Here is a 12,345-nt window from a genome sequence, read left to right as displayed (position 1 = left end):
GGGGGCTGCCGAGAGCTGTCCTCTTCGCGCGGGACTGCGGTAGATGCCGGGCGCTCGCTCCAGAGGCGAAGGCGCCACGACCGCCATACGGTCGCGCCAGCTCTGCGTCAGGCAGAGTTGGTCGATCAGAATTGGTTGATCAGGTTCGAATCGATCGGATCACGAGATCCGGTCCTTCATGTTACAGGCACCGCCCCTGCCGCACCTGCGATCGCGTACGGCTCCCGGATCGCCCCCGGGAGCCGCCCCGGTCAGTGGTGCGTGCGCCTGCTGCCGGCCTTCTCGCCGGCCCTGACCTCCGGGTGGCCGTCCCCGCCCATGCCCAGCCTCTTGGCCAGCCGCACGAGGTGGGGCGGCTCCGCGGTGGCGATCCCCTGCCGCCCCGCCCCGCCGGTGCCCAGCCAGCCGGCCAGTTTGCCGCCCTCGCCGACCGCGCGCAGCCGTGCCTCGGTCGCGTCGCGCACCGGGTCGGTCGCGACGACCAGCAGTTCGTCGCCATGGCGCAGGACGGTCGACGGCGCGGGGACGAAGCTCTTGCCGTCCCGCACGACGAGGGTGACCGCGGCCCCCGCGGGCAGCCGCAGTTCCCCGACCTCCACGCCGTGCATCTTGGACCTGCCGGGCACCTCGACCGACAGCAGATGACCGCGCAGCCGCTCCAGGGGCGCCGATTCGATGCCGAGGTCCGAGGTCTCGGAGGGGTCGTCGCCGATCTTCAGGGCCTTCGCCAGCCAGGGGAGCGTCGGGCCCTGGATCAGCGTGTAGACGATGACGAGCACGAAGACGATGTTGAAGACCCTGGTGCTGCCCTCGATCCCGGACACCATCGGGATGGTCGCCAGGATGATGGGCACGGCGCCGCGCAGCCCCGCCCAGGACATCAGTGCCTTCTCGCGGTGCGGCAGCCGGAACGGCGCCAGGCTGATGAAGACCGACAACGGCCGTGCGACGGCGGTCAGTACGAGCCCCACGACCACGGCCGGCCAGAAGTCGTCGAGCAGGTCGTGCGGGGTGACCAGCAGACCGAGCAGGACGAACATGCCGATCTGCGCCAGCCAGCCGAGCCCGTCGGCGAAGCCCCGGGTGGCGGGCCAGTGGGGGAGCTTGGAGTTGCCGAGGACCATCGCGGCCAGGTAGACGGCCAGGAAGCCACTGCCGTGGGCCATGGCGCCCGTGGCGTACGCGGAGACCGCGATCGCCATGACGGCGATCGGGTAGAGCCCGGACGCGGGCAGTGCCACATGGCGCAGTCCGAAGGAGCCGAGCCAGCCCACCGCGAGGCCGATGGCCGCGCCGATGGCCAGCTCCAGGGCTATCTCGCCGACCAGTACGTACCAGTGCTCCACCGGGCCCGCGGCGGAGAACGCGACCACGAGGATGACCACGGGGGCGTCGTTGAAGCCCGACTCGGCCTCCAGGACACCGGTGATCCGGGAGGGGAGCGGGACCTTGCGCAGCACGGAGAAGACGGCCGCGGCGTCGGTCGAGGAGACGACGGCGCCGATGATCAGTGCCTGCCGCCAGTCGAGGCCGACGAGATAGTGCGCCGCGCTCGCGGTGATGCCCACGCTGATGCCCACACCGACGGTCGACAGGACGGCCGCCGCGGGAAGCGCGGGTTTCACTTCTTTCCACTTCGTGCCCAGGCCGCCCTCGGCCAGGATGACGACCAGGGCGGCGTAGCCGATCACCTGGGTCAGCTCGGCGTTGTCGAACTTGACGTCGAAGATGCCGTCCTGCCCTATGGCGATCCCGATGCCGAGGTACAGGAGCAGACTGGGGAGCCCACTGCGCGACGAGATGCGTACGGCCGCGACGGCGACCAGCAGGACGAGTGAGCAGACGAGCAGAAGTTCGTTGAGCGCGTGGACAGTCAGGGTCCGTTCCTTCCCTGCGTGCGCCTCCCGGATCGTTCTCCGGCGGCCGGTACTTCGTTACCTTACCTAATCTTTAACGTTTTCTTGACGCCTTCGAGTGTTCGTGCGAATCGGTGCGCAAATGGATGCATCCCCATACCGCGTCCGAGTGGCTTCGGCGGGGCGCCTATGGTTGCTCCTGCACTCCCAGGACCACCCTGCCCCTCGAAGGACAGCGATGCCCGCCAACACAACCGCCCCTTCCGGGTCTTCCGCTGCGAAGAAGACCGGCAGGAAGAAGGGGCGACGCGCCCGCCTGTTCGTGCTCGTCCTGGTGCTGGCGCTTGTCGCGGGTGTCGGGTACGGCGCGTACTGGTCCGTAGACACGGTCCGGGCCTCGTACCCGCAGACCACCGGCTCGATCGAGCTGGAGGGTCTGACCGGTGACGTCGAGGTCAGACGCGACAGCTACGGCATCCCGCAGATCTATGCGGACACCGACAGCGACCTCTTCCGCGCCCAGGGATTCGTCCAGGCCCAGGACCGCTTCTGGGAGATGGACGTACGCCGCCACATGACCTCGGGGCGGCTCTCCGAGATGTTCGGCTCCGGCCAGGTCGACACCGACGCCTTCCTGCGCACGCTGGGCTGGCGCAAGGTCGCGCAGGAGGAGTACGACACCGTCCTGGACGACAGCACCAAGAAGAACCTCCAGGCGTACGCGGACGGGGTGAACGCCTACCTGGCCGGCAAGGACGGCAAGGACCTCTCCGTCGAGTACGCCGCTCTCGGGCTGACCAACGACTACAAGCCCACCGAGTGGACCCCGGTCGACTCGGTCGCCTGGCTGAAGGCGATGGCCTGGGACCTGCGCGGGAACATGCAGGACGAGATCGACCGCTCGCTGATGACCAGCAGGCTCAGCGCGGCCCAGATCAAGGAGCTCTACCCGGACTACCCGTTCGAGAAGAACCGGCCGATCGTCGACCAGGGCGCGGTCTCGCCCGTCACCGGCGAGTTCGACCCCGAGGCCGAGCCGTCCGACTCCATCGGTGCGGAGACCCCCCAGGGGGCGACGGAGGGCCTGAACACCCAGCTCTCCGCGCTCTCCGACACCCTGGACGAGATCCCGGCGCTGCTCGGCCCCAACGGCAACGGCATCGGGTCGAACTCCTGGGTCGTCTCCGGCAAGTACACGGCGACCGGCAATCCCCTGCTGGCCAACGACCCGCACCTGGCGCCGCAGCTGCCCTCGCTCTGGTACCAGATGGGGCTGCACTGCCGTCAGGTCTCCGAGACCTGCCAGTACGACACGGCCGGGTACACCTTCTCCGGGATGCCCGGTGTGATCATCGGTCACAACCAGGACATCGCCTGGGGCTTCACCAACCTCGGCGCCGACGTCACCGACCTCTTCCTGGAGAAGGTCTCGGACGACGGCTACCAGTACGACGGCAAGACCGAGCCCTTCGTCACCCGTGAGGAGACCATCAAGGTCGCGGGCGGCAAGGACAGGAAGATCACCATCCGCGAGACCAACAACGGTCCGCTGGTCTCCGACCGCAGCGGCGAACTGGAGAAGGTGGGCAAGAAGGCCCCCGTCACCAACTCCGCCCCCGACCGGGGCGACGGCTACGCGGTCGCCCTGAAGTGGACGGCACTGGAGCCCGGCAAGTCGATGGACGCGGTCTTCGAGCTCAACCGCGCCAAGGACTTCAAGACCTTCCAGACGGCCGCCTCCCACTTCGAGGTGCCGTCGCAGAACCTCATCTACGCGGACACCGACGGCAACATCGGTTACCAGGCGCCCGGCAAGATCCCGGTCCGCCTGCAGGGTGACGGCACGACGCCCAGCCCCGGCTGGAGCTCGAAGTACGGCTGGGAGGACGAACCCATCCCGTTCGCCGAGCTGCCGTACGAGTACAACCCGGAGCGGGGCTACATCGTCACCGCCAACCAGGCGGTCATCGGCGACGACTACAAGCACATGCTCACCAAGGACTGGGGTTACGGCACCCGCAGCCAGCGGATCGACGACCTCATCGAGAAGAAGATCGCCGGCGGGGAGAAGATCTCCACCGACGACATGCAGACGATGCAGATGGACGACCAGAGCGCGATCGCCGCGGAGCTGGTGCCGGAGCTCAAGAAGATCTCCGTCTCAGACACGAGCGTCCGTGAGGCGCAGAAGCTCCTGGAGGGCTGGGACTTCGTCCAGGACTCCGACTCGGCCGCCGCCGCCTACTTCAACGGCGTCTGGCGCCACATCCTCCTGCTGGCCTTCGGCAACAAGCTGCCCAAGGAGATGCGCGCCAAGGGCGACTGCATCTACGTGGAGCCGGCCGGCTCCACCGGGCCGGTGGACGAGCAGGACAAGCTCGTACGCGAATGCGGCCAGCGCGCCCCGGACGCGGCGCAGCCTGACGGCGGCGACCGCTGGTCCGAGGTGGTCCTGAACATCCTGGACGACCAGGACAACGAGTGGTGGAAGGTCCCGGCCGTGGGCCGCGAAGAGGCCATCGACAGCCGTGACGAGCTCTTCGCCCGCGCCATGGAGGACGCGCGCTGGGAGCTCACCGCCAAGCTCGGCAAGGACATCACCACCTGGAGCTGGGGCCGGCTGCACCGGCTGACCCTGCGCAACCAGACGCTCGGCACCGAAGGCCCCGACATCCTGCAGCGGGCCCTCAACCGCGGCCCCTGGGACCTCGGCGGCGGTGAGGCGGCCGTCAACGCCACCGGCTGGAACGCGGCGGGCGGCTACGGGGTCATCTGGGTCCCGTCGATGCGGATGGTCGTCAACGTGGGGGAGTGGGACAAGTCCCGCTGGATCAACCTCACCGGTGCGTCGGGGCACGCCTTCAGCGCGCACTACACCGATCAGACCGACAAGTGGGTCGACGGTGAACTGCTCGACTGGTCCTTCGGGGAGGACGCCGTGAAGCAGTCCACGACCGACACCCTGACGCTCAAGAAACCCTAGGGGGGCCTGACGGTCCCGGCGAGCGGTGACGGGCCGCCCACCTCCTGCACGGGGTGGGCGGCCCGTCGGCCGTTCCCGCCCCCCTCACCCCACGCCCGGGTAGTGCACCAGCCGCCCCTGGTTGATGAGGGAGGCCGCCTGCTTGAGGTGGCGTACGCGGATGCTGACCGTGTAGGCGTCGATACCGGGGACCGTGGCGAGGCTCGTCGTCAGATAGCGGTAGAAGTCCTGTGCGTCGGTGCAGATGACGATGACCATGAGGTTGTGCTCGCCCGCGATGGCACCGGCGAAGGCGACCTCCGGGTGGTGGACGAGCGCGGAGCCCACCTGGTGCAGATGCGCCGGGGCCGTACGCAGCCACAGGGTGGCCTGGAGGTTCCAGCCGAGGCGCTGGGACAGCAGATCGACGTCGTAGTAGAGGGTTCCGGCCTCCTCCAGGGTCTCCAGGCGGCGACCGACCCGGTGCGTGGACCAGCCCGTGACTTCGGCCAGGTGGGCGTGGCTCGCGCGGCCGTCCTCGGCGAGCGCCGCCAGCAGGGGCAGGTCCTCCTCCTTCGGCGGGACGGGCGAGGCCCCGGGCCCGGGCTCGGGCGGCGGGGCGTGCGCCGTCAGCAGGGCGACCGCTTCTTCGCTGAGCGGAGGCCCGAAGCCCGTCCAGTGCGCCCAGGGCGCGGAGAAGGAGTGGAGCAGCAGGGACAGGTCCACTCCGAGCACCCCGGAGGACCGCTGCAGGCGGCGCGGCAGCAGATCCGGGCCGCGGTCCGCGGCGATCGGGGCGTTCAGGGTGCAGATGATCTCGGCGCCGCCGGACGCCAGGTGCGAGTAGGACACGTCGGGCCGACGGGTCAGCGCCTCCGCGATCGCGTCGACCCGGTCCGGACGGCAGGTGACGCGCGCGACCCACGAGGCGCGGCCGTGGACCGCGGGGTTCACCAGGCCCATCACGCGCACCACTCCACGCCGCCGCAGCGCCTGGAAGCGCCGTGCCACCGTCTGTTCGGAGACTCCCGCGACCTCGCTGATCAGACGGAACGGCGCCCGGGGCGCGATCTGGAGCGAATGGAGGATATGTGAGTCCACGGCGTCGAGCATGGAGCAAATATCCATCGTCCAGGCCCTCGATGCCAGTTTCGTGCGCGGCGTCAGGGTCGAGAGGGGAGTTCGGGCGCGCCTGCCGGAGACTGGGCGAGGAATCAGGTGCGGCCGGACTGCCGCGCGCAGACCCGTCGTCGGTCACGGTCCCGGGCAAGGAAGCCCGGTGCCGCCCGCGGCCGGGCGGCGGAGACCGGACCGCGTCCCACCACGTCGGAAGCGCCTCACCGCGCCCCGTCCGTCGTGCCGCCGCGCCCGCCTCCCCGCCCCACCGCGCGGCCGTCCCGGCCGCGGGAGCGCGCACAGGTCCGGCCCGTCGTCCCGACGCGGCCTGGTTCCGACCGGACGGACCACCGCGCACGCCCCCGAAGGCGCACGGTGAGGCCGTCGGGTCACCGCTGCGGTGCACACCCGTGCCGCACCGGTGCCCCGGCGGTCCGGCTCGGCGCGACGAGGTCGCCGGGCGGCCGCCCATGCAGCCGCATGCGCAGAAGGAGCTCTTCCCGTGTCCCACAGCAGTCCGGCCACCGTGCCGGGCCCGACCACCGTGTCCGGTCGCCCGGCGCCCGCGCCGCAGGTCTCCCACCGGCGCGCCACCATCCTGATGGCTTGTCTGGGCGTCTTCGTCGCCTATCTGCCCGTGACGACGGTGTCGGTGAGCCTCCCGGCCATCCAGGAGGCGCTGGGTGCCTCGACCGCCGAACTGTCCTGGGTCTCGGACGCCTTCGTCCTGCCCATGGCCGCGTTCATCCTGACCGCAGGGGTGTTCGGTGATGTCCACGGCCGCAAGAAGGTCTTCCTCACCGGTCTCCTGCTGACGGCCGCCGGTGCGGCCACCGCGCTGAGCGCCGGCTCCGTGCACGTCGTGTGGATCGGCCAGGCACTGTCCGGTCTCGGCGCCGCCGCCCTCCTGCCCACCACCCTCGCCCTCATCAGCCACGCCGTGCCCGACTTCCGGGAGCGCGGCAAGTACATCGGCATATGGGCGATGTGCCTGCTCGGAGCGCTCGCCGTCGGCGGGGTCCTCGCCGGCACCGTCCTGTCCCACACCGAGTGGCGCTGGATCTTCGTGGCGCCCATCCCGGTCGCCCTGATCGCCTTCGCCATCGCCGTACGGCTGCTCGCGGACTCCCGTGCCCCCCACGGGCGCCGCCTCGACTGGCCCGGCCAGATCACCGCGGCCCTCGCGATCACCGGGCTCGTCTACGGCGTCATCGAGGGCGGAGCCGGTTCCTTCGGCGACGTCCAGGTCCTGGTGGCGCTCGCCGTGGCGGTGGTCAGCGGCGTCCTGTTCGTGCTCGTCGAACGCCGCTCCGACAGCCCCATGCTCGACCTGGCCCTGTTCCGCAGCCCGGGATTCGCCGCGACGACCCTGGTCGCCATGGTGATGTTCATGGCCATGATCGGGTTCTTCTTCGTCCTGAGCCTGTACTTCGGGATGGTCCAGCACCTCGACACCCTCGACGCGGCCTGGCGGATGCTCCTGATGACGGGGACGTCGCTGATCGTCAGCGGTCCGGCCGGACGGCTCATGCACCGGATCTCCACGCGCGGCATGATCACCGTCGGGCTGCTCATGGTGACGGCCTCCATGGTGTCCCTGCTGGGCGTGGCGGCCGACACGTCCTTCGGGGCGCTGTCCTGGCGGCTGATCCTGCTGGGCCTCGGCATGGGCCTGGTCACCACGCCCATGACGGCGACCGCCGTGGGGTCCGTCCCGCACCCGCTCGCGGGGATGGCCGCCGCGGGGAACAACGCCTTCCGGCAGGTCGGCGGCGCCCTCGGCCCGGCCGTCCTCGGTGCCCTGCTCACCAGCCGCGCCGCCGCGGCCCTGCCCGGCCACCTCGCCGACGCCGGGGTCTCCGGCGCGACGGGCGCCCGTGTGGAGGAGGCCGTGAGGGCCGACGGCCTCGGCGGCGCGGGCGGCGTGCCGCTGGGCGCGGAGGCGGGACGGGTGTGGGCCGCCGTCGGCGAGTCCTTCCTCGACGGCATGCGCCTGTGCCTGATCGTCGCCGCGGCACTGACCTTCCTGGCCGCCGTACTCGCCTTCGTCCTCCTGCGCGCCCCGCGCGAGGCCGCGGCGCCGGGCGGGCAGACCGTACGGCGGGGCGGCGGTGCGAGCCCCTCGGCCGCGCAGGACGGGACGGCTCCCGCGGGCGCCGTCCCGGCAGGTTCGGCCCCCTCGGGTGCCGTCTCCGCGGGCCCGGGCGCGACAGCCGCCGGAGCCTGAGGGCTGTCCCGTAGTACCCGCAGGCGGACCCCGGGACGGCCCTATCCTCCGAATCCTCCGAAGCGCCTGGCTCCGGCCGGCGTGACGACGGCGTCCACGGGGTGGTCGTGCGGTTCCTCCGGGACCCGCGCGACCACCTCGTCGTCGTACAGCAGGACGACGAGCGCGGGGTGCGCCCCGGCCGCCGAGAGCCGGGCCAGCACCCGGTCGTAGCTGCCCCCGCCGCGTCCCAGACGCATCCCGCGCCCGTCCACCGCCAGTCCCGGCAGCAGGACCGCGTCCGCTTCCAGGACCGCCCGCGGCCCGAGGCGGGGGCCGTCCGGCTCCAGCAGGCCCCGGCCGGCGGGCACGAGGTGCTCCGGTCCCTCGAACACGGCCCAGTCGAGGTCGTTGTCCGCCATCAGCACCGGCAGCAGCACGCGGACGCCCCGTGCGCGCAGGACGTCCAGGAGCGTGTGCGTTCCCGGTTCGCGCCCGACGGACACATAGGCCGCCACGGTTTGAGCGCCTGTCAGCTCGGGCAGATCCACGGCCGCGGAGGCGAGAACCGAGGCGGCCTCCCTGACGTCCTCCTGGGTGAGGAGCCGCCGTGCGGCGATCAGTTCACGCCGCAATGATTGCTTTCGGGACATATCGTGGTTCAACGGGCGCTCACATAGGTTCGTTTATGTGGATGAATGAGAACGAAGTTAACCGGACGCTCATCTTCCGCCCATAGGCACCGGATACAGTTCTGCGCATGAATCAGTCGCGCCCCAGGATCAGCAAGGCTGTCATTCCAGCTGCAGGTCTCGGTACCCGGTTCCTGCCGGCGACCAAGGCCACTCCCAAGGAGATGCTGCCTGTCGTCGACAAGCCCGCCATCCAGTATGTCGTCGAGGAGGCCGTCGCCGCCGGGCTCTCCGACGTGCTGATGATCACCGGCCGGAACAAGCGTCCCCTGGAGGACCACTTCGACCGGAACTACGAGCTGGAGTCCGCGCTGACCCGCAAGGGGGACGGCGAACGGCTCTCCAAGGTCCAGGAGTCCAGCGACCTGGCCACCATGCACTATGTACGCCAGGGCGACCCGCGCGGCCTCGGCCACGCCGTCCTGTGCGCCGCGCCGCACGTCGGTGACCAGCCGTTCGCCGTGCTCCTCGGCGACGACCTCATCGACCCGCGCGACCCCCTGCTGGCGCGGATGGTCGAGGTCCAGGAGCGTGAGGGCGGCAGCGTCGTCGCGCTGATGGAGGTCGACCCCGCGCAGATCCACCTGTACGGCTGCGCGGCCACCGCGCCCACCGCCGACGGCGATGTCGTGCGCGTCACGGGACTGGTCGAGAAGCCCGACCCCGCCGACGCCCCCAGCAATCTCGCGGTGATCGGCCGCTACGTCCTGGACCCGGCCGTCTTCGGCATACTGCGCAGGACCGAGCCCGGCCGCGGCGGCGAGATCCAGCTCACCGACGCCCTCCAGCTGCTGGCCGAGGACGAGAAGATCGGCGGCCCGGTGCACGGCGTCGTCTTCAAGGGCCGCCGCTATGACACCGGTGACCGGGGCGACTATCTGCGTGCCATTGTCAGACTCGCGTGCGAACGTGAAGACCTGGGCCCGGACTTCCGGACCTGGCTCCGCAGTTACGTCACCGAGGAGTTGTAAGAGCTTGAGCAGCACGATCTGGTCGGTGGACGAGCACCTGGACGACATCCTCGCCGCGGTGAGGCCGCTCGAACCCATCGAGCTGCAGTTGCCCGACGCCCAGGGCTGCGTCCTGGTCGAGGACGTCGTGGTGGAGGTCGCGCTGCCGCCCTTCGACAACAGCTCGATGGACGGATACGCCGTCCGGATCTCCGATGTCGAGGGTGCCACCGAGGAGTTCCCCGCCGTCCTCACCGTCATCGGCGATGTCGCGGCGGGGGACGGCGGTCTGGCCGGGGGGCGGTCCGTCGGCCCCGGTGAGGCCGCACGGATCATGACCGGTGCCCCGCTGCCCGCGGGCGCCGAGGCCGTCGTCCCGGTCGAGTGGACCGACGGCGGCACGGGCGGCGGTCCGGCCGCCGCCATGCGGGCCCACAGCGAGTCCCCGGAGGGGGCGAGCGGCGAGGTCCGGATCCACCGTTCCGTGAAGCCCCGCGCCCATGTCCGGGCCCGGGGCAGCGACGTGCAGCCCGGGGACCTGGCGCTGCGGGCGGGTTCGGTGGTCGGGCCGCCGCAGATCGGGCTGCTCGCCGCGATCGGCCGCTCGACGGTGCGGGTGCGCCCGCGTCCGCGCGTCGTCGTGCTCTCCACCGGCAGCGAGCTCGCGCAGCCGGGCGAGGAGCTGGGCGCCGGCCAGATCTACGACTCGAACAGCTTCGCGCTGACGGCCGCCGCCAGGGACGCGGGGGCCATCGCCTACCGCGTCCCCGCGGTCGCCGACGACGCGGAGACGCTGCGGGCCACGATCGAGGACCAGCTGATCCGCGCCGACATCGTCGTCACCACGGGTGGCGTGAGCGTCGGCGCGTACGACGTGGTCAAGGAGGCGCTGTCCTCCGTCGGCGACGCCGGTGACGAGGACGGGGCCGGCGGCGGGGTCGACTTCCGCAAGCTCGCCATGCAGCCGGGCAAGCCGCAGGGCTTCGGATCGATCGGGCCCGACCACACGCCGCTGATGGCGCTGCCCGGCAACCCGGTCTCCTCGTACGTCTCGTTCGAGCTGTTCGTCCGCCCGGCGATCCTGACGCTGATGGGTCTCCCGGACGTCCACCGCCCCAGGGTCCAGGCCGTGCTCAGCACCGACGAGGCGCTCTCCTCGCCGTCCGGCAGGCGTCAGTTCCTGCGCGGGACGTACGACGCCGAGGCGGGCACCGTGACTCCCGTCGGGGGGCCGGGATCGCATCTGATCGCCGCGCTCGCCCAGGCCGACGCGCTGATCGTGCTGCCCGAGGACGTCACATCGGCCGAGCCCGGCACGCGGACCGAGGTGATCCTCCTCCGCTGACCCGCGCGTTGTGGCGGTACGGTATCTGGCGCTGTGCCGTACCGGGGGAAGCCCCTCGGGGCCCCGGCCCGCGCCTTCGCGCGGGACGCGCGGGCAACCGGCGCCCTACCGCTAGGCGGAGTGAGTTGAGTACGCAGAACAGGCTGACGCACATCGACGAGGCGGGGGCCGCCCGCATGGTCGATGTGTCGGAGAAGGACGTGACGGCACGCGTCGCCCGTGCCAGCGGCCGGGTCCTCGTGTCCCCGCGTGTCGTCGAACTCCTCAGGGGTGAGGGCGTCCCCAAGGGCGACGCGCTCGCCACCGCGCGGATCGCCGGGATCATGGGGGCCAAGCGCACCCCGGATCTGATCCCGCTCTGCCACCCCCTCGCCGTCTCCGGGGTGAAGGTCGATCTGAGTGTGGCCGACGACGCGGTGGAGATCCTGGCCACCGTGAAGACGACGGACCGCACGGGGGTCGAGATGGAGGCGCTGACCGCCGTCTCGGTGGCCGCGCTCACGGTGATCGACATGATCAAGGCGGTCGACAAGAGCGCGGTGATCACGGACGTCCGGGTCGAGGCGAAGTCGGGCGGCAAGTCCGGCGACTACCGGCGCCCCGCGGCGGAGGGGGCGGACGCATGAGCGCGCCCGGCAGTGCCCCCGCGTCAGGCGGCGTCCCGGAGCCCGGCGGTGCGGCGGCGCCGCTCGGCGGCGCGTTGACCTCTCCCTACGCCGCCCTCGTCGTGACCGCCTCCAACCGGGCCTCCGCCGGTGTGTACGCCGACAAGGGCGGCCCGCTCATCGCCGAGGCGCTCGCGGAACTCGGGTTCACCGTCGACGGCCCCCAGGTCGTGCCCGACGGCGACCCGGTGGAAGCGGCCCTGCGGTCCGGCGCGGCGGCGGGTTACGACGTGATCGTCACCACGGGCGGTACGGGCATCTCGCCCACCGACCGCACCCCCGAGGCCACCCGCCGCGTCCTGGACCGCGAGATCCCGGGCATCGCCGAGGCGATCCGGGCGGAGGGCAGGGACAAGGTGCCCACCGCCGCGCTCTCGCGGGGCCTCGCCGGCATCGCGGGCGGCACCATCGTCGTGAACCTGCCCGGTTCGACGGGCGGCGTGCGTGACGGGCTCGCGGTCCTCGGCAGGCTCCTGGTGCACGCCGTCGACCAGCTGCGCGGTGGCGATCACCCCCGACCGGGGAGCCTGAACTGAACGTCCGGACCTGGCCG

9 protein-coding genes are annotated in these 12,345 nt (G+C 71.4%); 6 read left to right on the top strand and 3 right to left on the bottom strand.

Annotation, left to right across the window (positions count from 1 at the left end):
• Positions 1-251: 251 nt before the first annotated feature.
• Complete coding sequence (locus AMK10_RS34315) at positions 252-1,850, bottom strand: potassium/proton antiporter (RefSeq protein ID WP_241839779.1); 1,599 nt, start codon at positions 1,848-1,850, stop codon at positions 252-254.
• A gap of 244 nt (positions 1,851-2,094) precedes the next feature.
• On the opposite strand from AMK10_RS34315, the gene AMK10_RS34310 reads away from it, so the two are divergent.
• Positions 2,095-4,839, top strand: coding sequence for a penicillin acylase family protein (locus tag AMK10_RS34310; RefSeq protein WP_073753276.1), 2,745 nt, complete (start codon positions 2,095-2,097; stop codon positions 4,837-4,839).
• A gap of 84 nt (positions 4,840-4,923) precedes the next feature.
• Here AMK10_RS34310 and AMK10_RS34305 read toward each other — a convergent pair whose 3' ends face one another.
• The gene (locus AMK10_RS34305; RefSeq protein ID WP_073753274.1) at positions 4,924-5,931 is read right to left on the bottom strand and encodes an Lrp/AsnC family transcriptional regulator; all 1,008 of its coding nucleotides are present in this window, start codon (positions 5,929-5,931) and stop codon (positions 4,924-4,926) included.
• A gap of 604 nt (positions 5,932-6,535) precedes the next feature.
• Here AMK10_RS34305 and AMK10_RS34300 point away from each other — a divergent pair.
• Entirely contained in the window at positions 6,536-8,161 is a 1,626-nt protein-coding gene (locus tag AMK10_RS34300) for an MFS transporter (protein ID WP_073753550.1), read from the top strand.
• Between the two features lie 41 nt (positions 8,162-8,202).
• Here the strand turns inward: AMK10_RS34300 and AMK10_RS34295 are convergent, their stop codons facing one another.
• Positions 8,203-8,793, bottom strand: a complete 591-nt coding sequence (locus AMK10_RS34295; protein ID WP_073753272.1) for a 5-formyltetrahydrofolate cyclo-ligase — start codon at positions 8,791-8,793, stop codon at positions 8,203-8,205.
• Between the two features lie 107 nt (positions 8,794-8,900).
• Here AMK10_RS34295 and galU point away from each other — a divergent pair, with 107 nt between their 5' ends.
• The 4 genes from galU to AMK10_RS34275 all read left to right on the top strand — a co-directional run bounded on the left by galU (position 8,901) and on the right by AMK10_RS34275 (position 12,328).
• Entirely contained in the window at positions 8,901-9,803 is a 903-nt protein-coding gene (gene galU / locus AMK10_RS34290; RefSeq protein ID WP_073753270.1) for a UTP--glucose-1-phosphate uridylyltransferase GalU, read from the top strand.
• Between the two features lie 4 nt (positions 9,804-9,807).
• Positions 9,808-11,127, top strand: a complete 1,320-nt coding sequence (gene glp / locus AMK10_RS34285; RefSeq protein ID WP_073753268.1) for a molybdotransferase-like divisome protein Glp — start codon at positions 9,808-9,810, stop codon at positions 11,125-11,127.
• A 125-nt stretch (positions 11,128-11,252) separates the two neighbouring features.
• Positions 11,253-11,753, top strand: a complete 501-nt coding sequence (gene moaC, locus AMK10_RS34280; RefSeq protein ID WP_073753266.1) for a cyclic pyranopterin monophosphate synthase MoaC — start codon at positions 11,253-11,255, stop codon at positions 11,751-11,753.
• Positions 11,750-12,328, top strand: coding sequence for a MogA/MoaB family molybdenum cofactor biosynthesis protein (locus AMK10_RS34275; protein ID WP_073753264.1), 579 nt, complete (start codon positions 11,750-11,752; stop codon positions 12,326-12,328). Before moaC ends, AMK10_RS34275 begins: the two co-directional genes overlap by 4 nt.
• Positions 12,329-12,345: the final 17 nt, after the last annotated feature.

Source organism: Streptomyces sp. CB02058 (genome assembly GCF_001905505.1).
Classification (GTDB): Bacteria; Actinomycetota; Actinomycetes; order Streptomycetales; family Streptomycetaceae; genus Streptomyces.
Note: the sequence above shows the minus strand (reverse complement) of the source record. Positions and strands in the feature narration are given on the sequence as shown.

Bases quoted from the DNA above. Each gene is read 5' to 3' on its own strand.
- AMK10_RS34310 (WP_073753276.1), top strand. From the start codon at position 2,095: ATGCCCGCCAACACAACCGCCCCTTCCGGGTCTTCCGCTGCGAAGAAG.
- AMK10_RS34305 (WP_073753274.1), bottom strand. From the start codon at position 5,931: ATGCTCGACGCCGTGGACTCACATATCCTCCATTCGCTCCAGATCGCG.
- AMK10_RS34300 (WP_073753550.1), top strand. From the start codon at position 6,536: ATGGCTTGTCTGGGCGTCTTCGTCGCCTATCTGCCCGTGACGACGGTG.
- AMK10_RS34295 (WP_073753272.1), bottom strand. From the start codon at position 8,793: ATGTCCCGAAAGCAATCATTGCGGCGTGAACTGATCGCCGCACGGCGG.
- galU (WP_073753270.1), top strand. From the start codon at position 8,901: ATGAATCAGTCGCGCCCCAGGATCAGCAAGGCTGTCATTCCAGCTGCA.
- AMK10_RS34275 (WP_073753264.1), top strand. From the start codon at position 11,750: ATGAGCGCGCCCGGCAGTGCCCCCGCGTCAGGCGGCGTCCCGGAGCCC.